The organism is Sphingobacterium spiritivorum (assembly GCF_016725325.1).
Classification (GTDB): Bacteria; Bacteroidota; Bacteroidia; order Sphingobacteriales; family Sphingobacteriaceae; genus Sphingobacterium.
Window position 1 is genome coordinate 1,307,599 of record NZ_CP068083.1, and the last position, 24,340, is coordinate 1,331,938.

Here is a 24,340-nt window from a genome sequence, read left to right on the forward strand (position 1 = left end):
CAGAATATCATGCACGAAATCGAGCCTTTTTATAATTGGAGAGACTATTATATTGCCTCCGAAGATGAACTGTCCCCTTTTTACGGAACGATCTATAATGAGTTTGAATACGACAAACAGATCTACAATTTTTTACTCCATCCTCAGTGGGATCACTTTGGCTCTTCGACCCTGTATTTAAAGGTTTTGTATGTAGATTACGACAAAGGCTATACTATTATTGAATTTATAGGAGAGTGGAATGATGCTATCTATAATGACATTATGCTGCTGAAAAGAGAATTGATAGATCTGATGATCAATGAAGGCATTACCAAATTCATTTTAATCGGCGAAAATGTCCTTAATTTCCACGCTTCAGATGATCTTTATTATGAAGAGTGGTTTCAAAATATTGAGGACGGATGGATAGCTGGCCTTAATTTCAGATCACACGTCATCGAGGAATTTAAATCTCATAACATAGACTATTACATCAATTTCGGAGGAATATTCGATCAGATGCCATGGCGTACCCTGAAACCAAAACAGCTGTTTCATCATGTGAATGAACAACTGACAAGAAGACTGGGCTATTGACAGTCTTGCCAGCAGGTATCGGATCATCGATAGGAAAAACAGTATACACAAAAATAATCTGTTTATTGATGAGCCAGCCTTACAATCTGACAGATATCATTTTCGGTTTAAGGTTTAGTTCATTAACTTTGTGAGATAACTATAAAATATAAATACTATGTCATTTAGAATCGAAAAAGATACTATGGGCGAAGTACAGGTCCCTGCGGATAAATACTGGGGGGCACAAACGGAGCGCTCACGCAATAATTTCAAAATCGGACCTTCTGCATCTATGCCTCATGAGATTGTAGCAGGCTTTGCTTATCTAAAAAAAGCTGCAGCTTATGCTAATCATGAATTAGGTGTATTACCTGTTGAAAAGCGTGATGCTATCGGTGCTGTATGTGATGAAATCCTTGCGGGTAAACTGGATGACCAGTTTCCGTTAGTAATCTGGCAAACGGGTTCAGGCACACAGTCTAATATGAATGTGAATGAAGTCGTAGCTAACCGTGCTCAGGTACTTGCCGGTTTTAAGATTGGCGAAGGCGAACCCGTCCTGAAAGCAAATGACGATGTCAACAAGTCTCAATCTTCTAATGACACCTTCCCTACCGGAATGCACATTGCAGCTTATAAAGCCGTAGCAGAAGTAACCATCCCCGGTGTGGAGAAACTTCGTGATACATTGGCGAAAAAAGCGGAAGCATTTAAGAATGTAGTAAAAATCGGCCGTACGCACTTAATGGATGCTACTCCGTTGACATTAGGTCAGGAATTATCCGGATATGTAGCTCAGTTAAACCACGGTTTAAAAGCGTTGAGAAACACATTATCTCATTTATCCGAATTAGCTTTAGGTGGTACTGCAGTAGGTACAGGATTAAATACTCCTGACGGATACGACGTAGTTGTCGCTAAATATATTGCCGAATTTACAGGTCTTCCATTTGTTACGGCAGAAAACAAATTTGAAGCTTTAGCCGCTCATGATGCCATCGTAGAAACTCACGGTGCACTAAAACAACTTGCTGTTTCCTTAAATAAAATTGCAAACGACATCCGTATGCTGGCTTCAGGTCCTCGCTCAGGAATCGGAGAAATCCTTATTCCGGAGAACGAACCAGGCTCTTCTATCATGCCGGGAAAAGTAAATCCTACACAATGCGAGGCTTTGACTATGGTTGCAGCTCAGGTAATGGGGAATGACGTAGCTATCACTATCGGTGGTACACAAGGTCACTATGAGCTTAATGTATTCAAACCTCTGATGGCGGCGAACTTCCTTCAGTCGGCACGTTTACTGGGTGATGCCTGCGTATCCTTTGACGAACATTGTGCAAGCGGAATTGAGCCAAATTACAAACGTATCAAAGAACTTGTAGATAACTCATTGATGTTGGTAACAGCTTTAAACACTAAAATCGGGTATTACAAATCTGCAGAAATTGCACAGACAGCACATAAAAATGGCACTACTTTGAAAGAAGAAGCTGTTCGTTTGGGCTATGTCTCTGCTGAAGATTTTGATGCTTGGGTAAAACCGGAAGACATGGTGGGAAGCCTGAAATAATATGGTGAAGATTAAAAAATCCATTTTTTCACTTTTAAAAGCATACCTGCTGCCTTTAGCAGGTATGCTTTTGATTTTTGGAAGTTGCCAGCGACGCTCCGATATTCAGGGAAAAGGTGCGGAATATCTGCAAGGTGTCTGGCAACAGGATAGTATACCACATCAGGATCAGATGCTGTCCTATACTTTGCATTCCTTCAAAATCACCTGCGACTCCATTTATACGACCATGGATGTGCATTCAACAGTACAACGCATGTCAGATAGCTGCTATCAAAACGGAAACTGGAAAGAATATGCCAAAGCTGTATACGTTGTCAGAGGAGACAGTATGATCGTAGAAGGAGTTTATACGAAGGAGAACGGAAAACAGAAATTATCCGGTTGTTATAAACAGGGGCAGTACCTGCCGAGATTCAAAATTGCAAAATACAGCAAAGATTCTCTGATTCTGGAAAATCGTTTTGATCAGCGTCCAATAGTACTTCATAAAAAACAAGACATCACCTGTGTTCCTAAAAAACGCTGGGAGTTGTAAATCATCCAAAACTTTTTATCAGATGCCATGGCAACCCGCGCTATTTACATCAGCAATATCCGCATCCTGGCTACCATAGGTGTCATCCTTATCCATGCAACCACCGGATATTTACAAAGTGCAGCAGTGGGATCGTTCAATTGGGATTATGCAAACTGGACAAACGGGCTGACACGTTGTGCAGTCCCTCTGTTTGTGATGATCTCCGGAGCATTGCTTTTGCAGAAGGATGAAAGCACGACAGATTTTTACAAGAACAGGCTCTTAAAAATTGTCCCGCCGTTTTTGTTCTGGACTATTGTTTACATTATTTATTATTTTTCCCGATACACTTCCTTTGATCAGTTGTCTTTTCAACAGATTGTCAGTATATCATGGCAAAAAATGAGAACAGGTGCAAATGCACATCTTTGGTATCTGTATATGATATTAGGGCTTTACCTTGCAGTTCCATTTTTAAGAAAGATGATCAGATCAGCTTCATTGCGGGAGATAGAAATTTTTCTTCTGATCTGGTTTATCTCTTTATACGTTACAAATAAAAGATGGGAGGAGTATTTCCTGAAGATAGATCTCTCGTTCTTCTCCGGATATATTGGTTATTTTGTACTAGGCTATTATCTTTCTGTCAAAGACTTCAGCCGTCAAAAGATTCTTTCGCTACTCATCTTTAGTACAGCTTGTGCTTTTACGATTGGTATAACGCACCACCTTAGTATCGCACAACAAAAGTATGATCCCTCTTTCTACGGTTATGTCCTTCCTAACACTGCCCTTGCTGCAGCAGGAATTTTCTCCTTTTTGAAAGCGGTTTCTTCTGCCCGGAATATCCCCGGATGGATGGATGCTATAGACAAATACAGTTTTGGTATTTACTTAGCTCACATTCTGATATTGAACTATGTACATCCCCTGTTACCGGATGAAATCTGGATCAAGGTTCCTCTGGCTACTATTGCTACCCTGTTGGGAAGTATGCTCTTGATTTATCTGATACGCAAAATACCTTACGGAAAGTATGTTTCCGGATAAAAAACAAGAAGGGCAACAATGATCATTGTTGCCCTTACTATATATTTTACTTGATCAGATTAGAAAGGCAAATCGTCATCATCTGAACCTGAAGAAGAAATATCAACCGGTGCAGGCATATCTGCATATCCAGGAGCCGGAGCCGCAGCTGAAGACCCCGCTAATTTTGTTACTCTCCATGCCACTAAAGAATTGAAGTATGTAGTGATACCTTCTTTATTTGTCCAGGGACGACCTCTCAGGTTAAATGAAATTTCAATTTCTTCACCGATTGTAAGGTTATCAAAAATGGACGTTCTATCTTGTGTAGCTTCAAAACGAATATATTCTACAAATTGCGGGTTTTCTGCATAAGCAACAATGATATCACGTTTTTTGAATGATTCTGTTACCTGCTGAGTTGCCCCAACTTCATGTACTTTTCCTCTAATTTCCATAATGTTAAATATTAAACCGTAAAAATAAGCAATTTTTGAGTACAAGATTAACTAACTTTGTCAAAATTACTATGGAAGTTTTCAACACCCCCAATAAAATCATTATAACTTGCAATAAGAGACTTTCTCCTTATCTGCAAGAAGAAGTCCAGGCCTTAGGTTTTGAGATCAAACGTACATTCAATACAGGAGTAGAGCTATACAACTCTGTAAACGAATCTATTAAACTAAATCTCAATCTGCGTACAGCCTCCCAGATCTTGTATTCTTTAAAGGAATTCAAAGCCTCGAATCCGGAAGAATTATACAACGAACTGGTCAAAATTGAATGGGAAAATCTAATCCCGTTTGACAGTTATTTTTCTGTAACATCCAATGTGAGTAACGAGACAATCACGACTCCACTTTTTGCGAATGTAAAAGTGAAAGATGCTATAGTAGACCGGATCAAAGAGAAAAAAGGCGTTCGTCCGAATACCGGCCCTGAGCTTAATAAGGCTGTCATTCATCTTTACTGGAAGGATGACCGTGCAGAAATCTTTCTGGATACCTCGGGAGAAACTCTTGCAAAACATGGTTATCGTAAGCATCCGGGTAAAGCTCCGATGTTGGAAGCACTGGCTGCAAGTACAATATTTGCGACGAAATGGGATGATAAATCGCCTTTTGTCAATCCGATGTGTGGATCGGGAACTTTAGCGATAGAGGCAGCACTTATAGCAACAAACCGCAGACCGGGATTATACCGCATGAATTACTCATTTATGCATTTTATCGGGTATAATGAAGAGGTCTTTTTTCAGGAAAGAAGAAACCTGAAAGAACAGGTTAACAAAAAAAATACACCTACTATAATTGCCTCTGACATTTCAGAAGAAGCTATTGAAATTGCAAAAATGAATGCACGCACTGCCGGCGTGGATCAGTTGATCCATTTTGAAGTGTGTGATTTTGCAGAAACATCTGTCCCTGACGAGAAAGGAGTTGTTGTATTCAACCCGGAATATGGAGAGCGATTGGGTACACATACCAAACTGGAAATTACCTACAAGCGTATAGGTGATTTTATGAAGCAGAACTGTAAAGGATACAAAGGTTATATTTTTACAGGGAATCCTGATCTGGCTAAAAAAATAGGACTTAGGGCTTCCAGAAGAACAGAATTTTATAATGGTAAGCTAGACTGTAGGTTACTGGAATATGATCTGTATGAAGGTACACGCGATAAGACAAAAGTAATCTATGAATAATATCATTGAGAAAACGGTAGCATTTGTTAAAAAAAGTCTTGAGCAGGCCGAATCCGGCCATGACTGGTGGCATATACAGCGGGTATGGAATAATACCCGTATGATCCTCCAACATGAGGAGGCTGATGAGCTTATCTGTGAATTGACAGCACTTTTGCATGACATTGCAGACAGTAAATTTCATAATGGTGATGAAACGATAGGTCCGCGTGTAGCCGGAGAATTTCTAAGCAGCGAAGGTGTAGATCCTCATGTCGTAGAACAGGTACAGGCTATTATCCTAAACATGTCATTCAAGGCGAGCCTCGGAGAGCGCAATTTTCATTCAAAAGAATTGGAAATAGTTCAGGATGCCGACCGGCTGGATGCAATAGGAGCAATAGGTATTGCAAGAGCCTTTACTTATGGTGGGTTTAAAAACAGAGAAATCTATAATCCGAATATTCCTGTTATGGAAAATATGGATAAAGAAGCGTATAAGAAAACCACTGCCCCTACCATCAATCATTTTTACGAAAAACTGTTACTACTGAAGGATAAGATGAATACGCCTACTGCTAAAAAGATGGCAGAAGGAAGACATCAGTACATGGAGCAATATCTGGAACAATTTTATGCAGAATGGGAAGGAGTAAAATAACAGTTACTTAACTGTTATTTTATTCTAAATAGGTAGATTAGTAGTCACAAACTAATTTCCTATGGATCGTTTTGCTTATGCAATAGTTCTTTTATCCACATTTATATTTCAGTTTTCTTTTGCGCAGGAAAGCGATTCCTTACTTGTGTCCAACAAGCAATGGCAAGAAAAACAGCTGAAACCCGGTATCGTATGGAAACAGGGTCACTTTGACAATCTCTTCAAAGGTGAGCAGGAGATCAACTTTATTGAAATTGATCTTCAGAAAATAAAAAAGCCTATCCGGCTTGCGGGTCTGCATACCGGATTTAAAAATACAACTACATTCGCATCTGAAGTCAATGCAACCGCAGCCATCAACGGAGCTTTTTTCAACACGAAAACTGGCGGCGGAACCACACTTGTCAGAATAAACAAACAACTTATCAATGAAACTGTACTGAAAGAAGGCAAATCTGATAAAAGAAGTTTTCGAAGTAATGGAGCATTGGCATTTAACGCTAAAAAAATTGTTATTCTAAAAGGTGATGACAGTGACAGTACATGGGATAAAAAAATAAAAATGCCTAATGTGATGACCTGTGGTCCGCTGTTATTACATCAATCACACCGTGCAGACCTTGACAGTAACGCCTTTAACAATAATCGTCACCCACGCACGGCAATAGCATTGACAACAGACCGAAAACTGATTCTGATCACTGTTGATGGCCGCAATGCGAAAGCATATGGTATGTCCCTTATTGAGCTTTCGGATGTACTGAAATGGCTAAAAGGAAAGGATGCGCTTAATCTGGATGGTGGCGGATCTACAACATTATACATAAAAGGTGAAGGTAAAAATGGGATTGTCAATTATCCGACAGACAACAAACTCTTTGATCATGAAGGAGAAAGAGCTGTAGCAAATGCCATTTTAGTTTTATAAACGCTCAAACAACAAATTAAACATATATGAAAAACCTGGTTTTAAGTCTGCTCATTTTAGGAGCAAGTATTTCTGCTGTATCTGCCCAAAAGAATCCTATTATCGCCCATCGTGGTGCATGGAAGAACACAAACTTACCTCAGAATTCTCTCGCATCTCTTGATGCTGCAATTACAGAAGGCGTATTTGGTTCTGAGTTTGATGTCCACCTTACAAAGGACGATGTACTGGTCGTAAACCATGATAATGATTTTTATGGTTTGGATATCGCCACTTCTACCTACGATGAATTGTTAAAGAAGAAACATCCGAATGGCGAATCTATCCCTACGGCAGAAGAGTATCTGAAAGAAGGTTTGAAACAGAAAAAAACAAAATTGATCTATGAACTAAAAACAAATAAACTGGGTCTGGATCGTACATTGTTAGCTGCTCAGAAATCTGTAGAACTTGTCAAAAAGCTAAAAGGAGAAAAGATGGTAGAATATATCGCTTTTGATTACAATGCCTGCAAAAAAATTGTAGAGCTCAACCCTAAAGCAAAAGTTCATTATCTGATGGGAGATAAAAGTCCGCAGGAATTAAAGAACGATAAAATGGCAGGTGCCGATTATCATTTCTCTGTGTATAAGAAAAATCCAACCTGGATAAAAGAATTGCAGGATCTGGGTCTTAAAGTAAATGCATGGACTGTAAATACAGAAGAAGAAATGCAGATTTTGCTGGATCAAAAGGTAGACTATCTGACTACGGATAATCCGGAATTGTTAGCTGAACTTCTAAAAAGTAAAAAATGAGAAAAACGATTATAACTACTGTTCTTGTTGCGCTTGTCAGTACACTTACGTACGCACAGCAGTTTCGGATTGCGACTTACAACATCCGCCAGAAAAACACACATGATATAGGTAACATGTGGGATGAACGAAAAGAAGCATTAACCAATCTGATCAAATTTCATCAGTTTGAAATATTCGGGACACAAGAAGGATTTAATGATCAGCTGGCTGACATGGAGCGTTTATTACCAGGGTTTAAGTACATTGGTGTTGGACGAGATGATGGTGCTGAACAAGGGGAATATTCCGCAATTTTCTACGACACCAAGCGATTTGAAGTCTCCAAGAGTGGAACATTCTGGCTCTCAGCCACAGATATCAGCAAACCAAATAAAGGATGGGATGCTGCTTTGCCACGGATCTGTACCTGGGGAATATTCAAGGATAAAAAAACCAAAAAACAATTTATCCTCATGAATACTCACTTTGATCATGTCGGTGTCACTGCCCGTAAAGAAAGTGCAAAACTGATGATGGCCAAAGCCAAAGAATTTGCAGGAAACTTACCGCTCATTATTACCGGTGATTTTAATGTTTCGGAAACAGATGAAGCATATTTCACATTAGCAAACAGTGGGGTTGTTGCCGACAGCTACACCAAAATTGATAACAGATATGCTCCAAACTCAACTTTCAATGGTTTTGGCAAGAGCATTAAACCGGCAGAACGCATAGACCATATATTTATCACCCCTCAGTTTTCTGTTAAAAAATATGGAATTCTGACGGATACTTATGTTGGAAAATACCCTTCAGATCACTTCCCTGTCATGGTAGATCTGATACAGAATTAAGGTCTATTCTTTTACACAGACCCAATATACGGATTACTGACTCCTGCAACAGGAGTCAGTAATTTTTACTTCCTAAATACAGGTTGTTCCTTCAACCTGATACCATTCTCTACTTTATTTTTCCTACTTTTTCAATGGTAGATTAAACGCTACACGATTTTCGCAATCATACTGTTATCTTTGTAACAGATTTTTACGACATGAAAAAACACATTTACCTTACTCTCGCTATATCATTATTAGCCGGGTCACTGACACAAGAGGCTCATGCTCAGATTCTAAAAAAAGTAACAAAAAAAACAAATCAGCAACAACAAAAGGATACTTCTGCGAGCAAGGCAACATTGAGCAGTACGGAAATGAATTCCGGCCTTAAGCAGGCGTTGAGCAATGGTCTGACATCCAGTATAAATTCACTGTCAGCAAAAGATGGTTTTCTAGGTGATGCAGCTGTGAAAATTTTAATGCCTCCAGAAGCACAGAAAATCGAAAAAACACTGCGAAGTGTAGGTATGGGGAAATTATGTGATCAATTTATTTCCAGTCTTAATGGTGCTGCCGAAACAGCAGTCAAAGAAGCTGCTCCGGTATTTGCCAATTCTTTATCCAAAATGACTATTACAGATGCCTACAATATTCTTCTGAGTGGAAAACAGGATGCAGCTACTACATTTTTCAAAACAACGACAACCCCGGAGTTAACCTCCAAATTCAGCCCTATAGTAGAAGGAGCATTAGGAAAAAACAATGTAAGTACTTACTGGACGCAATTAACCTCAGCCTATAACTCTCTTCCTTTATCTCTGTCAAAAGTGAATACAGATCTGAATGCTTATGTCACGCAGAAAGCTATTGATGGTCTTTTTATTAAAGTAGCAGATCAGGAATTAAAAATCAGAAATAATTTGGGTGGTACACGTACTACTCCTCTGCTGCAGAAGGTTTTCGGGTGGGCTGATGACAAAAAATAAAAACACACAACACATACTGCTTTGTATAAAGTCAAAGCAGTATGTATTTATAATTGTATAGACTTAATACCCTTTCCCAGATAAGCTTCATACATCTCTGTCAGTTCCTGATATTTGAAGATGATTACCACACCTATTCCCATCAGCAAACCCTTTACAGTCAGGCTCAGCATAAAATAATCTGTGATCATAATATGGGTAGCCAACAGATAAGCGCCACTCATGATGAAAAATAATCCACAGATAATGATATACAGTTTAAAAAGAATCTGCATATTTTTACGGCCTCTTTTGAGCAAAAGACTCCATATTGGAATCAGCAGATAACTCAGCAATATTCCTAAGCCTGTTCTAAAGCAAATATCATTATCACTAAAAATCAGGAAGGCCTGCACAAGTAATAATATAACAAATGTGGTCTTATAAAACGGAAGAGCTTTGTTTTTCAAAATTTAAGATTTTACATAAAAGTAACTTAAAATAAGGCAATTACCAAATATAAATAGGAATACCCTTTAAAATTCGTCAATACCTTTATAGTTTCGTAATTTTGTGCTTATCATTTTTTTAAGCGTAAATTTTCACCATGAGTACATTTGATATCAATAGCATAACAGATTTTTCGGTCTCCGAAAGATTTCAGCGCTATGTACAGATCGACACCCAATCAGACGCCGAATCACCGAGCTGCCCTTCCACTGAAAAACAAAAAAACCTTGGTAATCTCCTTGTAAATGAGTTGCTGAGCCTTGGTATCACAGATGCGGCAATAGATGAAAATGGCTATGTATATGCTACAATTCCTTCAAACACAGATAAGGATGTTCCTAAGATCTGTTTTTGTTCACATATGGATACTTCTCCTGATTCATCCGGTAAAGATGTAAAGCCCCTGGTGCACAGCAATTATCAGGGTCAGGATCTGGTATTACCGGATGATCCCAACATTGTTATCAAATTTGATCAGCATCCGGATCTTGCCAATCAAATCGGCAATGATGTGATTACAGCAAGCGGAACAACTTTATTGGGAGCAGACGATAAAGCAGGGATCGCTGAGATCATGGATGCTGTACGTCTCTTCATGAATCATCCTGAAATCAAACACGGAGATATCAAGATCTTATTTACACCTGACGAAGAGATTGGCCGCGGGGTAGATAAAGCAGATCTCAAAAGACTGGGAGCTGACTATGCCTATACTATGGATGGTGAGCGTGCCGGAACAATTGAAGATGAAACATTCTCCGCAGATGGTGCTACAATAACAATTCAGGGTGTATCCGTGCATCCGGGATTTGCCAAAGGTAAAATGCAGAATGCTGTCAAAATTGCCGGAGCAATTATCGATGCGCTTCCGAAGGACAGACTTTCTCCTGAAAGCACAAGTAAAAAAGAAGGTTTTATACATCCAGCAGGTGTATCCGGAACAGTAGAAAAAGCGGTTATTCATTTTATCGTTCGCGACCATATCACCTCCAACCTCAAAAAACACGAAGACGAACTGGAGGCAATTGCAGAATCTGTCATTGCCCGATATCCGGGTACTACTTTCACAATGGAAGTAAAAGAACAGTACCGTAATATGAAAGAGGTGCTCGACCAGTATCCGCAGATTATGGAAATCGGCATGGAGGCTATCAAACGAGGTGGCATGACACCTGAAAGAAGAAGTATCCGCGGTGGTACTGACGGATCACGCTTATCGTTTATGGGACTTCCCTGCCCAAATGTATTTGCCGGAGGACATGCTTTTCATGGCAAACAGGAATGGGTATCTGTACAGGATATGCAGAAAGCGGTTATCACTATTCTGCATATTGCAGCACTGTGGGAAGAGAAGGCATAAATTCTAAAATATAATTTTTGACTATATACAATATGAGCAATAAGAACGAAGTAATCGAGGCAATACAAACACGCAGAGCAGTTTTTCAAGCCAATTTCACAGATCAGGAAGTAAGCCGTGAAGATATTCTGACGATATTGGAAGCTGCGAACGCTGCACCTACACATAAGAGAACACAACCATGGCGTTTTGTGATCTTCCGCAAGGAAGGATTACAACGTCTGGGTACAGAACTTTCCCGTATTTATAAGACGGTTACACCTGCAGAAAAATATCAGGAAAAAACAGAGATCACCATGGGCGAAAAAGCAACGACTTCCAATGTTGCTATAGCGCTTATTGTCAATTATACAGGCGAACTGCCTGAATGGGAAGAGTTGGCAGCAACATCATGTGCTATAGAAAATCTTTGGCTGGCGGCACATTCTCTTGGATTAGGCGGTTACTGGGCCAGCCCGGGATTAATCAATCACCTGGGAGGATTTTTAAATCTGGAAGAGAATCAGAAATGTATCGGTATCTTTTACCTGGGTCATCACCAAACAGAAAGCAGAGAGCCGATCCGTACACCAATATCAGAAAAGATCCGTTGGGAAGAATAATAAACAAGAAAGGATGAATCTGAGATTCATCCTTTCTTGTTTTATCTTGAAGGGTATATTGCTTTCCCATTTAGGGGCCTTTCCAATAATGTCTTTAAATTGTTTAGCAGTGCGTTTGCTGGTGTCCTCACCGGCAACACAGAAAAAAGAACCCCTCCCTAACCCTTCCGACGAGTCGGAACAGGTTCTCCTTAAAAATGAGAGGGAATTTGTTCTGCATTGAAATAAAACAGGTAATATTCATTATCTTTATGGATACACTATCCGGAGTGTGGCAGATTTACCTTCCCATTTAGGACCATTTTCCAGTAATGCCTTTGAGCTGTTTGCGATCTGATCATTATCAGCCTTTTCTATTCGGATGTTAAAGGGTTTGCCCTTTCCATCTATCTCAAAAGAAACAGTTACACTTCCACCCACTTCTAAATTGGGGTTATTTTTCTGTATATAATTATCCAGTTTTTTCCAGCCTCCTGCCGGTACAGCTTCTCCCCCACTCATGATAGGTTCGACTTCAATACTATATTCTCCTGCACTTAACTCTACATCTACTGTACGTGATTGCTTTTGAACCATATAATTCTTCATCCACAAGAAGACCAGTGATACCACGAACAATACAGCTGCCGCAGAAGCAATAGAAAGTCTCTGCCAACCGAAAAAACGAACTCCTTTTTCCTGATGTTGCTCCGCCACCCGCTTATTCAGTCGTTGTTGCAACAGACTCAGCTTTCCGATATCTACCTTATTCTGCATACGGTATCCATCGATCGCATCCTGCAGGAACGGATCTTCCAGTGCTTCACGTTCCAGTTGAAACATCTCATCCTTGCTCATCAAACCATTGATGTAGTTGTGAATACGTGATAGTTGATAATTATTTTCCATTTTACTTCTTCTCCATACATATTTTAAGGTTGCGTTTTCCATTCTGAATGTAGCTTTTCACCTTATTCATATCATACCCGGTTTCTTCTACGATATCCTTATAACACTTTTGTTCCAGATAAAATAACCGTACACAACGCTCCTGCTCCGGATTAAGGGTTAACATACAGCTTTCCAGTTTTTCAAAATGTGCTTCATCCCATAACTGGTCAGAACTGTTATCTAACAAATGTTCACTCTCTGCGAGATGATCCTCAATGTCCACCTGCTGCACACGTTTATCTTTACGAAGTTGCATCAGGCAATAGTTCCGTGAAAACGTGTATAACCAGCTTTTGAAGTTATCCACCTGATGAATTCTCAATTTATCAATCAGCTCTTCAAATATTTGCATCACTGCATCCTGACTACGATCTGCATCATTCAGGTATTTAAAGCAAACACCATATAAAAGCGACATATAAGGAGCATATAACTTGCCCAATACATCCAGTTCACCGCTGGCACGATATTGTTGTAAAAGTTCCCTTTCTGTCATAAATAAATTATTCCTTCACTGATATTGATGCTTTAAGTTACATTTTTCCATATAAAAAATGGAAAAATAACAGATTACTAATCCTGATTTACCGGAATAACACTAAAGCAATTAAGAGTGTAACTATAACATTGAAAGTCTGTGCAATCAGAAATGCGTAAAGTGGTTTTTTATTATCCTGTTTAAAAAGATCTTTAAAGTTGGTTTCTAAACCTATAGAGGTAAAAGCCAGAGCAAACCATAATCCCTGAAGACTTTTTAAACTTCCTTTTACAGCATCCACTTTTTCCGGTGAGATGACAAAAGAGAAAAGTAAGGATGCAAAAATAAAACCGATTACAAATTTGGGAAATCTCTCCCAAATAACTTTTAAAGTAGGCTTTTCCTGTTTTGTCTCTTCATTGACTGATTTGGAATAGCTCCAGTAAATACTGATTGCAAAAGCAGCAATCCCCAGCAATACATTCTGTGAAAACTTAACGATGGTACTTATTTTCAAAGCTTCCTCTCCGACCAGTGATCCGGATGCAACCACAGCACCCGTCGTATCGATACTTCCGCCAAGCCATGCTCCGGTTACTTCCTGTGAAAGTCCCATCCAGCTGGCCATATAGGGCATAAAAATCATCATCGGTATAGCCGTGATCAATACTAATGAGATGACATAAGATAGTTTCTTACTGTCTCCTTTAATCGCTCCGGATGTGGCAATCGCTGCTGAAACACCACAAATAGAAACGGCACTGGAGATCATCAGAGACATTTCATTATCTATTTTTAACTTTTTACACAACCAAAACGCAAAGTACCACACGGAAAGAACAACAACAAGAGCCTGTATTAATCCCAAAGAGCCTGCTTTGAGGATATCACCAAAGATGACAGTAGTTCCCAGCAATACCAGGCCTATCTTCACATACAACTCTGTGCTTAATGCTTCTTTAAACCACTGCGGTAACTTAAAGAAATTACTGATCACCAGCCCTATCACTAAACTAAAGATGACGGCTTCCAGATTATAATCCTTGACAACAGCATTACCTGCAGCAATTAGCGCGAATACAGTCAATACAAATACAACGGGAAATACAGTTAACAATGCTTTTAAAGGTTTAGACAGTAATACTGCTCCAACAATTGCAGTTCCGTAAACAGCGGCAAACTGAAATATTATGGCCATAATATTTTCAGAATTCAGGACATTATGCTGAAGGGATGGCAGGTCTGACCAGGAAAATTTCGGAGTTGGAATAATAATCCCTGATAATGCTAAAGCAATGATTCCCAGGCCTAAAATAACCACTACCCAGTCTTCTGAAAATTGAATTTTTTGATTGTCCATAATTTTGAGGTTGATTAATTTGTGACCGGCAGATTGATGAATAGATACTGCCGAATCTAAAAATAACGAATCACAAAAGTAATCTTTTTTACAGTAGACGCAAAGTTACCTGTATGCTCTTTCGCATTTATTAAAGTATGTAAACAGGAAGTTACAATTCATTTAAACTTATGTTACCATTCCTTTGGAAGGATAATCAAATCAAAACTCAACAGCCTTTAACGAAGCAGGATAGTTCAGGTCAGTCATCTCACAATTAATGGTAAGATTTGTAAAAGAGTCTCCTTTCTACCGGGATATCTCTGAAAATTAACCAATTGTAAAACTCAAACATCTGATATGAAAAGAAAGTATATTCTTTGCATGTTGTTCTGTCTGCTATTTTCGCTCGAAAACATACAGAACAGTTTAGCACAAACATTAGCATTTCCCGGAGCAGAAGGTTTCGGCCGATATGCTACTGGAGCACGGGGATACAGTTCCCGATCGGTATATTTTGTAACCAATCTTAATGACAGTGGTCCCGGCTCCTTCAGAGATGCCGTAAGTCAACCCGGCAGATTTATCATCTTCAAAGTTAGCGGCATCATCACCCTCAGCAGCAAAATTCAGGTTGCAGCCAACACCACCATTGCAGGCCAGACCGCTCCCGGTGATGGAGTAGTATTGTACGGCCGTGGCGTTTCATTTAGCGGAGCATCCAATACGATTAGCCGTCATCTTCGTATACGATTGGGGGTGAATGGAGGAGCCGGAAAAAATGATGACGCCTCCGGTATTGCAAACGGAACGAATATTATACTTGATCATATGTCCTTTTCCTGGGGGCTGGATGAAGTGTTTTCGATCAACTGGGATAATAAAGGCAGTGAACCGGATAACATTACCATACAAAACTCTATTATCGGACAGGGACTGCACCGGCACAATCATTCTGCAGGCGGACTGATTCAGACAGGTGGAAAAATCAGTATTCTGAAATCGCTCTATATGAGTAACAAAACCAGAAATCCTAAAGTAAAAGGCATAAATGAGTTTGTCAACAATGTTGTTTACAATTTTGGTAATGCGAACACAACTTATGCCGATCACAGTATCTCGGCAGATGCTTATATCCTTGGGGGAGAATCTTCCGGAGAATCCAATGTAACCCTGTTAAACAATTACTTTATTGCCGGTCCGGCAACTCCACAATCTAAATCAACCCCATTTTCCAGAGGAAACGGTAATTTCAACCTGTATCAACGTGGCAACTACTATGACCGCAATTATGATGGTGTACTGAATGGCACGGAGATACAAGCCAACAGCACCTGGTATCCTGGAATTGAACCTGAAAATTTTAAAAATGCAGCGGATTATTCCAGCTACCCAACCATAGCACCCGGGATGTCTGCCTCCGAAGCTTATCAATGGATCATCTCAAACGTGGGTGCCACCTTCCCCAATCGGGATCAGGTAGATGCAGGTATGATCGCAGACCTGATGAGTATCGGAAAATCAGGACAATACATGTACCGTGAAACAGATAACGGATTAAGCAACGGAGGTTTGGGAGACTTTTACCCTTCCCAGCTTTCTGCAGACACGGATAATGACGGGATTCCGGACGAATGGGAAGAAAGGCTGGGGCTCAATAAGAATGATCCCTCAGATGCTTTAAAGGAAAGCAATGCTCATGCTCCCTATCTTAATATTGAGGTATATATCAATATGCTCACAGATGAGCAGCCCACTGATTTCGTAAAGCCTCCAAAAAACATAAAAGCAACAAGTCTCTCTTACGATGAAACACCCGCACGAAGTGTCGTTACTCTATCCTGGGAGAATAATTCGACTGACGTAAAAACCCGGATTGAAAGATCTGCTGATGCGACACAATGGACTCTGGTGACTACCACAGACATCAATAAAACAACTTTTACCGAGGATAACCTCAAGCCTAACACCCTTTACTACTATCGGTTAAAATCAATTCACGATCAGGAAGAATCAGTATTCAGCACGGCTTTATCTCACCGTACAACAGCCATACCTACTGCTCCTGTTCCTGCTGCGCAACCTTCTCCGGCTCATTTATATAACCATGTTATTCTGAATGAAAGTGCTATAACTCTTTCCTGGGCAGGAAGTAGCAATACTAAAACTTACGCAGTGTATTTCGGAAAAGATGCCGGTAATCTTGTCTTAAAACAGGAAATAGCTTACAGCTCAACACCTGTCATTGTTATATCCGATTTGGAAAATAACACTTCCTATTACTGGCGGATAGATGCCATTAATGACAAAGGAATTACAACCGGCGAAGTCTGGACATTCAAGACGGAACAGCTCTTTCCAAAAATGCTTGTCGGACACTGGAATTTTGACGAGACAACAGAAGATCTGGAAACAACCTTACTTGATCAGTCATCATTTGCTAATCATGGTGAGCTGTCTCGCACTTCAGACTTAGGAATCTCACTACGTACAGAAGGCGTACACAATGGAGCCCTTGATCTGAAGAAAGCCGACCCCTCTACCTATTCTGCCAGTATACCTCACAAGGATCATTTATACCTTAATAACTCTTCCTTCACCATTACCTTCTGGATGAAAGCTGCTCAAGAGGATCGTCCGACTGGTACGAATAGCTCCTATATATTATGCAAAGGATCAATTACCAAAAATACGACTACTGGCGCTACCGGAAATCGTTTTAATATAGAAGTAAAAGACGAAAATTTTAGGTTTGCCATTGATAATGACAACCTCGGAAAGGATGAAATCACTGCAAAAACTTCAGATTTCTACACCGGACAATGGACACATGTAACCGTAATCCGCGATACAGAAAACAAAAAAATCAAGCTGTTCCGCAATGGAAAACTGAGTGTGGAGGCCACGATCAGTAAAGCGACTAACGGTATAGGTGAATTATCAGATCTGATTATCGGAAATATAGGTGAACTGGAATTTTTAAAACAGAACAATCTCAATTCTGCACCTTATTTCGGCAAACTGGATGAGTTGAAAATCTACAATTATGCATTAGCAGACTCAGCGATTCAAAGGGACTATCTGGAGCATGTCGGACTGTTAGCTGCACATACTCCTTTTCCGGCAGATAAAGGTATTTCTTCAAGGGGAGATCAGACAGCTGTCAGTTGGTCAGGAGGGGAAAATACAACTTCTTTTGATATTTACTTTGGTACATCTGCAGATCAGCTTCATAAAGCTGCATCCTTACCAGCAACAGAAAAGCACTTTACCTTCAGATTACTTGATCCGGGCACTGTCTATTACTGGAAAGTCATTGTTCAGAACAATGGAGTCAGCAAGGAAAGCCCTGTCTGGAGTTTTACAGCTAATCCGAATAAGCGTGAATTAGTAGGTTATTATTCTTTTGATGATCAACAGGCCGTCGGATACGATTACAGCAAATATGCTAATCACGGTACAGCTCGATCCTTCAGTGCCTCTCCATTTCTGGCGGCGGGGAAAAGTAATGGTGCTGTTGAATTTAAAACAGCCAACGGGACAACTGCAACTAAAGCAATCGTTATACCTCCAAGAGACCAAAACAAATTTGACTACAACTCCTTCAGCATATCCCTTTGGATGAAAGGCAGCAGCAATACCTATACCACATCAGCAACCAATGCTTACCTGATACAAAAAGGTACATTTTCAGGAGTAGGAAGATGGTATGGTATTCAATTAAACAATAATGGCAATCTTGTTTTTGCCATTGATGACGATTCCAGTGTCAGCGGACGTGGTAAAAACGAAGTGACCACCGGAATAGCAGCCAACAATTTATTTAATAATCAATGGCATCATATTGTTGCTGTACGTGATGTGGAAAATGCTAAAATATCCCTTTACATTGACGGCAAATTTATCAAGACTGCTTCTGCGCTGGCACAAAATATAGGACAGGATAATGTAGACCTCCTTATCGGCAATTCTGCCGAAAATAAAATATACAGAGATCAACTGGATGAAGTAAAACTCTATAACTATGCTTTGTCTGACGAAGATATTTCTCAGCTGTATGCGACCGGTATTCCTGTAGCTCCGCCGGTATTGGTTAGTCCTGCGCAAGATGCGACATCCCAGAGTGCGCTTAATCCTGTCTTTAAATGGTTAAGTGACGAAGAAACATACAGCGTTTCCCTTGGTAAATCAACGGATGAATGGGTCAAAATTGCAGATCAAATCAGACCAGATACATTTGCACTTCCTGAAGAACTGGAATACATTCAGACTTATTACTGGAAGGTAGAAGCATTCCGGGATACAGAAAAAGCTTCCAGCACTATTGGCAATTTTACTACTGAAGAGTTACCTCTCCCCATTGTACAGGTCGTTCCGGTAGCTGTAAATGAAGGAAGTCCAAAAGGGAAGCTCCTTACCAGATTGCAGGCTACGAATCCGTTGAATGGTCCTTTAAAAAACTGGAAACTGCTTAAAACAGATGATCCCAATCATAATGGTATTCCGGCTATAGAACTGGATGCAGGCTCAGGTGAAGTACGTATTCTGGATTCTGCAGATTTTAGCTACAACCTCACCCAGAGTATTAAATTTACCGCAACAGTAGACAATGATCGCAAGACCAGTAAAGAAACTGAATTTGCCATAGGTATCAATTTTGTCAATCAGGCCCCTACATTTCAAAATATCGCTGACCTGACGTATTGCAACAGCGGACAAGAACACGAGGTACTGATTAACGGAATTTCTCCGGGAAAAGAAGCCAGTCAGCAGACAACACTATCCATTCAGGCAGATCAGGCAGATCTCTTTGATGAGTTGCAGATACTTCAAACGGCTTCTTCTACAGGAACTATCAGAATTATACTGAAAGAGACATATGCAGGTACAACCCGCATCAATGTCACCGTCAAAGATAACGGAGGAACAGACAATGGCGGCACAGACTCTTACACACAAAGTTTCAACATTACAGCTACTTCTCCTCCTGAGTTAGCAATTGCATACGATAATAACAGACCTCTGCTTGAGGATAAACCTGTAACGCTCCATGTAGTAAATCCATCTGCTGATTACAGTTATGAATGGTTTGCAAATGAGAGCTCTGTAGGTTCAGGAAACAGTATAACCATAAATGCCGGCAGAGGAGTCCGCTACAAAGTAACCGGTAAATCTTCGGGTGGTTGTATTTCCACAGCATCATTACAATTAGAACTGATCGAAGCGACCTATCAGCTGAAGGTTAATAATATTATAACACCGAATAATGATGGGATCAATGATTACTGGCTGATCAAGAATATCGAAGCTGATCCTGAAAATGAAGTATATGTATATAATCAAAATGGAAGGTTAGTGTTTTCTGCCCGGGATTATAAAAATGACTGGTTAGGAATATCCAATTCGAGCACTCTTCCGAACGGTACCTACATGTATAAGGTCATTTTCAATAAAAAAGAATATACTGGCTATTTAGATATCGTAAACCCTCAATAACCTTTATTATGAACACATATCAAATCAACAGGCCTATCATTTCCTGTTATTTAACCTTCATCATACTCTTATCTTCATCTGTAGCATTTGCACAACAAGTACCTTTAGCTTCGGGATTTTTTACAGATAAATACCTGCAAAACTCAGCTAAGTATGGTATTTCTGCTGAAAACTCGTTGCTCTTGGGAATCCGCAATAATGTTGCAAACAACCATGCAAACCAAAATGAGCAATTAATAAATTTAAACCTGAACCGTAATACACATGGTTTTGGTGCAGGAATTCATAATATAAATTCCGGATCATTCAAACATACCAGTTTACAGGCTTCTTATGCTCATCATTTACTATTTGATAATCCGGGGTATATGCTGAGTCTGGGGACTTCACTAAGTTATACAAGTGAAAATATCGATCTCAAAAAGATTGAGGGGGAGACCAACGACCCCACACTATTGGATTTTAACAGAAGAACCAATAAACTGGATCTGGATCTCGGTGTTGCGTATAGCGTTTCAGATTTTGATATACAGCTCTCTGTCAATAACATTCTGGCAAAGAAGACCACTTATTTTCTGGTTAATAAAAGCAGAATCTTTAGTAGTGTCAGCTACGCAATAGAAACAGCAAGTCATCTTCGGTTTTCTCCTCAGGTATCTTACCGGAAATTATTAAATGACAATGATGTTCTTGATCTGGGTGGAGCCGTTGCTTTCAATCCAAACTTTCAGCTGTTTGCACTCTACCACAGCAATCAGAACATAACAACAGGAATGAATCTGAACGTTAAGAAGTTTAAGTTTAATTTTGCTTATCTGAAAGGTACATCTGGAATTCAGAGAAATACCGCAGAATGCCTGGAATTTGCCTTAGGTTACCGATGGTAATGTCCGGTTTATACTGAATCATAAAAAAGCCAGCGTGTTTATACACGCTGGCTTAACAACCTAAAACAATAAAAGATTAAAAACAATATTTATTCTCCTCAATCAGCTTTTTGGCAATACGCTGACGAGCATCTTTAATATTAAATGGTTCTGCCTTTGTAAATCTGCGCAGACCTACCAGCATCATTTTTAATTCATCTCCTTCTCCAAATGAATAAAGTGCTTCTTTACCCGCAGCATTTATTTTATCAATCGCAGTATACAGATACACTTTAGCAATATCGGTAGCATAAGCTGCTGCATCTGCTCCCTGTGTATGGAAGATTTTCTCTGCACGTAGCAGGACAGATTCGGATACATATACGTAACCGATTATATCTGCAATATTCATCAGGATTTCCTGTTCTTTAGATAGAGACATCATCAGTTTCTGAACAGCTGCACCTGCAATCAGCAACCCTGCTTTTTTAAGATTTGCCAATATTTTTTTCTCTGCTGCAAATGGTGTTTCATCTTCATCTCCGAAATCAGGAATAGACATCAGTTCGCCTGCAACAGCTGTTGCCGGTCCCATCAGATCCAACTCCCCTTTCATCGCACGCTTCAATAACATATCCACCACCAAAAGACGGTTTACTTCATTTGTTCCTTCAAAAATACGGTTGATACGAGAGTCACGATAAGCTCTTTCCATAGGAGCATCTGCTGAGTAGCCCATACCTCCATATATCTGTACGCCTTCATCTACAACATAATCCAGCATCTCAGATCCCCAGACTTTGATAATAGCACATTCGATAGCAAACTGCTCCACAGATTTTAGTTTAGCTTTTGCCTCATCCATTCCTCCTGCAACCAAAGCATCGTAGGCATCGTCAATATTTTGTCCGGCACGGTATGTAGCTGATTCTACCGCAAACAGACGAATAGCCGCTTCTGCAATTTTATAGCGGATAGCCCCAAACTTTGAAATAGGAAGGTTAAACTGAACGCGTTCATTTGCATACTTGATGGCTTGTGTCAACACACCTCTTGATGATCCAATAGTGGCTGCCCCCAGTTTGATACGTCCGATATTCAGGATATTAACGGCAATTTTGAATCCGTTTTCACGGTCTGAAAGCATATTTTCTACAGGAACAGCGCAGTCATTAAAAAAGATCTGACGCGTAGACGAACCTTTGATACCTAACTTATGTTCTTCAGGATTCATCGTAATACCACCAAAATCTTTCTCCACAATAAATGCTGTCAGATTTTTATCATCATCAATCTTAGCAAAAACGATAAAGATATCTGCAAATCCCCCGTTGGTGATCCACATCTTCTGACCGTTGATAATATAATGAGTACCTTCTACATTCAGTTTCGCTGATGTACGCCCTGAATTTGCATCCGATCCGGAGTTAGGCTCCGTCAGGCAGTATGAAGCCTTCCATTCTCCGGAAGCCAGTTTAGGAATATATTTTGCTTTCTGCTCTGCATTTCCATAATAAAGAATCGGTAAAGTACCAATTCCGGTATGGGCAGATAAAGCCACTGCGAATGAATAACCTGAACCAACGGCATCTGCAACTAACATGGATGTATTAAAATTCTTACCGAAACCACCATATTCTTCAGGTATCGACACGCCCAACAAGCCAAGTTCGCCAGCCTTATCCATCAGACTTGGCATTAAGCCTTCTTCCTGTGCATCTATACGCTCCAGTTTATTGAGAACTTCAGTATCCAGAAAATCCAGACAAGTCTGACGTATCATTCTTGCTTCTTCATCGAATTCCTCCGGAATAAAAATATCTGTATACGGTGTTTCTCTAATCACAAATTCACCGCCTTTGATTGCTTTGCTCATAATATTCAGATTTTAGTAGTGTATATTGCGATCGTTTCCTCCGTCCGTACATACATCCTACAACTTTTATAATTCTTATTTTATACTATAATAACTCAAATATTCCTGCTGCTCCCTGTCCTGTACCCACACACATGGTGACCATACCATATTTTTTGTTACGACGCTTCAGTTCATTCAGTACCTGTACGGTTAGCTTAGCACCGGTACATCCCAACGGATGTCCTAATGCAATAGCTCCTCCATTTACATTTACTTTTTCTTCATCCAGTCCCAATTCACGTATAATCGCCAAAGATTGTGAAGCAAATGCTTCATTCAGCTCAATCAGATCAATATCCTGCAGATTTAATCCTGCCTGCTTCAACGCTTTTGGAATGGCATAAATCGGACCTATTCCCATAATACGGGGAGGCACTCCGGCGACAGCATAACTCACTAAACGTGCGATAGGTTGCAGGTTTAATTCCTTCATCTTTTGCTCCGAAACAACCAGTACGAAAGCTGCGCCGTCGGATGTCTGTGAAGAATTACCGGCAGTCACACAGCCGTCTGCTGCGAATACGGGTTTTAATTTGGATAAAACTTCCAGTGTCGAATCCGCACGAGGTCCCTCGTCTGTATCTACAATATATTCCCGTGTCGCTATTTTACCGTCTTCCAAATAGTTCTCTTTGACAGTAATAGGAACGACCCCGTCTTTCAGATGACCATTTTTGATCGCTTCGACAGCACGCTGATGCGATCGTAAAGAAAATTTATCCTGATCTTCACGGTTCACATTATATTCTTTAGCAACAGCTTCTGCTGTTAGCCCCATACCCCAATACCAGTCCGGGTTTTCTTTCGCAACTTCCGGATTGGGCACAATCTTCCAGCCTCCGAATGGCATACCGGACATCACTTCCACTCCTCCGGCAATAATACAATCTGCCATTCCGGATTTGATCTTTGCTACAGCTGTTGCAATCGTTTCCAATCCGGATGCACAATAACGGTTGACGGTTACACCCGGAACTTTATCTGTCTGCAGGCCCATCAACGAGATTAGGCGGGCTACATTCAGGCCCTGTTCCGCTTCCGGCATTGCATTACCGACAATTACATCGTCTATTTCTTCTTTATTGAGATTGGGCACTGAGGCAACCAAATGCCTGATAACATCTGCCGCTAAATCATCCGCCCGTGTAAATCGAAATCCTCCTCTCGGAGCTTTCCCGACTGCGGTACGATATCCTGCTACAATGTAAGCTTCCATATTCTTATAGTAGTTAGTAATGAGTGATTCGCATCGCATATTGCGAGACTTATCCTCACCAATCCTTTTATTTAGTTATTTTC

21 protein-coding genes are annotated in these 24,340 nt (G+C 40.1%); 14 read left to right on the forward strand and 7 right to left on the reverse strand.

The window, feature by feature from the left end:
- Nucleotides 1–9: 9 nt before the first annotated feature.
- From I6J02_RS05325 to I6J02_RS05340, 4 genes are all read left to right on the forward strand, one after another.
- Nucleotides 10–579, forward strand: coding sequence for a hypothetical protein (locus I6J02_RS05325; protein ID WP_201680767.1), 570 nt, complete (start codon nt 10–12; stop codon nt 577–579).
- 157 nt (nt 580–736) lie between these two features.
- Nucleotides 737–2,134 carry a class II fumarate hydratase gene (gene fumC / locus I6J02_RS05330; protein ID WP_201680768.1) on the forward strand — a complete coding sequence of 466 codons (1,398 nt, stop codon included), beginning with the start codon at nt 737–739 and terminating at the stop codon, nt 2,132–2,134.
- Between the two features lies 1 nt (nt 2,135).
- The gene (locus I6J02_RS05335; protein WP_201680769.1) at nt 2,136–2,672 is read left to right on the forward strand and encodes a fumarate hydratase; all 537 of its coding nucleotides are present in this window, start codon (nt 2,136–2,138) and stop codon (nt 2,670–2,672) included.
- Nucleotides 2,673–2,699: 27 nt separating this feature from the next.
- The gene (locus I6J02_RS05340) at nt 2,700–3,704 is read left to right on the forward strand and encodes an acyltransferase (protein WP_201680770.1); all 1,005 of its coding nucleotides are present in this window, start codon (nt 2,700–2,702) and stop codon (nt 3,702–3,704) included.
- A 59-nt stretch (nt 3,705–3,763) separates the two neighbouring features.
- Here the strand turns inward: I6J02_RS05340 and I6J02_RS05345 are convergent, their stop codons facing one another.
- Complete coding sequence (locus I6J02_RS05345; RefSeq protein WP_002999697.1) at nt 3,764–4,141, reverse strand: DUF3127 domain-containing protein; 378 nt, start codon at nt 4,139–4,141, stop codon at nt 3,764–3,766.
- A 71-nt stretch (nt 4,142–4,212) separates the two neighbouring features.
- Between I6J02_RS05345 and I6J02_RS05350 the strand changes: the two genes are divergently transcribed.
- From I6J02_RS05350 to I6J02_RS05375, 6 genes are all read left to right on the forward strand, one after another.
- Nucleotides 4,213–5,391, forward strand: coding sequence for a class I SAM-dependent RNA methyltransferase (locus I6J02_RS05350; RefSeq protein WP_201681655.1), 1,179 nt, complete (start codon nt 4,213–4,215; stop codon nt 5,389–5,391).
- Nucleotides 5,384–6,031 (forward strand): HD domain-containing protein, encoded by a 648-nt coding sequence (locus I6J02_RS05355; RefSeq protein WP_201680771.1) that lies wholly within the window; start codon nt 5,384–5,386, stop codon nt 6,029–6,031. The genes I6J02_RS05350 and I6J02_RS05355 overlap by 8 nt, the downstream gene beginning before the upstream one ends.
- Nucleotides 6,032–6,092: 61 nt before the next feature.
- On the forward strand, nt 6,093–6,959 hold the full coding sequence (locus tag I6J02_RS05360) for a phosphodiester glycosidase family protein (RefSeq protein WP_201680772.1): 867 nt from the start codon (nt 6,093–6,095) through the stop codon (nt 6,957–6,959).
- 26 nt (nt 6,960–6,985) lie between these two features.
- The gene (locus tag I6J02_RS05365) at nt 6,986–7,756 is read left to right on the forward strand and encodes a glycerophosphodiester phosphodiesterase (RefSeq protein ID WP_201680773.1); all 771 of its coding nucleotides are present in this window, start codon (nt 6,986–6,988) and stop codon (nt 7,754–7,756) included.
- The gene (locus tag I6J02_RS05370) at nt 7,753–8,592 is read left to right on the forward strand and encodes an endonuclease/exonuclease/phosphatase family protein (RefSeq protein WP_201680774.1); all 840 of its coding nucleotides are present in this window, start codon (nt 7,753–7,755) and stop codon (nt 8,590–8,592) included. The genes I6J02_RS05365 and I6J02_RS05370 overlap by 4 nt, the downstream gene beginning before the upstream one ends.
- A 200-nt stretch (nt 8,593–8,792) precedes the next feature.
- The gene (locus tag I6J02_RS05375; protein ID WP_201680775.1) at nt 8,793–9,563 is read left to right on the forward strand and encodes a DUF4197 domain-containing protein; all 771 of its coding nucleotides are present in this window, start codon (nt 8,793–8,795) and stop codon (nt 9,561–9,563) included.
- Between the two features lie 47 nt (nt 9,564–9,610).
- On the opposite strand, the gene I6J02_RS05380 is transcribed toward I6J02_RS05375, so the two are convergent.
- Entirely contained in the window at nt 9,611–10,012 is a 402-nt protein-coding gene (locus I6J02_RS05380) for a hypothetical protein (protein WP_201680776.1), read from the reverse strand.
- 137 nt (nt 10,013–10,149) lie between these two features.
- Between I6J02_RS05380 and pepT the strand changes: the two genes are divergently transcribed.
- Both pepT and I6J02_RS05390 read left to right on the forward strand, forming a co-directional pair.
- Nucleotides 10,150–11,412, forward strand: coding sequence for a peptidase T (gene pepT / locus I6J02_RS05385; RefSeq protein ID WP_201680777.1), 1,263 nt, complete (start codon nt 10,150–10,152; stop codon nt 11,410–11,412).
- 32 nt (nt 11,413–11,444) lie between these two features.
- Nucleotides 11,445–12,014 (forward strand): nitroreductase, encoded by a 570-nt coding sequence (locus I6J02_RS05390; RefSeq protein WP_201680778.1) that lies wholly within the window; start codon nt 11,445–11,447, stop codon nt 12,012–12,014.
- A gap of 249 nt (nt 12,015–12,263) precedes the next feature.
- Here I6J02_RS05390 and I6J02_RS05395 read toward each other — a convergent pair whose 3' ends face one another.
- From I6J02_RS05395 to I6J02_RS05405, 3 genes are all read right to left on the reverse strand, one after another.
- Nucleotides 12,264–12,944, reverse strand: a complete 681-nt coding sequence (locus I6J02_RS05395; RefSeq protein WP_236582305.1) for a hypothetical protein — start codon at nt 12,942–12,944, stop codon at nt 12,264–12,266.
- Complete coding sequence (locus I6J02_RS05400; RefSeq protein ID WP_201680779.1) at nt 12,904–13,440, reverse strand: RNA polymerase sigma factor; 537 nt, start codon at nt 13,438–13,440, stop codon at nt 12,904–12,906. The genes I6J02_RS05395 and I6J02_RS05400 overlap by 41 nt, the downstream gene beginning before the upstream one ends.
- 88 nt (nt 13,441–13,528) lie before the next feature.
- Nucleotides 13,529–14,782, reverse strand: a complete 1,254-nt coding sequence (locus tag I6J02_RS05405) for a YeiH family protein (RefSeq protein WP_201680780.1) — start codon at nt 14,780–14,782, stop codon at nt 13,529–13,531.
- Nucleotides 14,783–15,121: 339 nt separating this feature from the next.
- Here I6J02_RS05405 and I6J02_RS05410 point away from each other — a divergent pair, with 339 nt between their 5' ends.
- Complete coding sequence (locus I6J02_RS05410; RefSeq protein WP_201680781.1) at nt 15,122–20,257, forward strand: LamG-like jellyroll fold domain-containing protein; 5,136 nt, start codon at nt 15,122–15,124, stop codon at nt 20,255–20,257.
- A gap of 8 nt (nt 20,258–20,265) precedes the next feature.
- Nucleotides 20,266–21,144, forward strand: a complete 879-nt coding sequence (locus I6J02_RS05415; RefSeq protein ID WP_201680782.1) for a PorP/SprF family type IX secretion system membrane protein — start codon at nt 20,266–20,268, stop codon at nt 21,142–21,144.
- Nucleotides 21,145–21,220: 76 nt separating this feature from the next.
- Here the strand turns inward: I6J02_RS05415 and I6J02_RS05420 are convergent, their stop codons facing one another.
- Nucleotides 21,221–22,999: an acyl-CoA dehydrogenase family protein gene (locus tag I6J02_RS05420; RefSeq protein ID WP_201680783.1), complete on the reverse strand. Its 1,779-nt coding sequence runs from the start codon at nt 22,997–22,999 to the stop codon at nt 21,221–21,223.
- Between the two features lie 85 nt (nt 23,000–23,084).
- The gene (locus I6J02_RS05425) at nt 23,085–24,257 is read right to left on the reverse strand and encodes an acetyl-CoA C-acyltransferase (RefSeq protein ID WP_201680784.1); all 1,173 of its coding nucleotides are present in this window, start codon (nt 24,255–24,257) and stop codon (nt 23,085–23,087) included.
- Nucleotides 24,258–24,340: the final 83 nt, after the last annotated feature.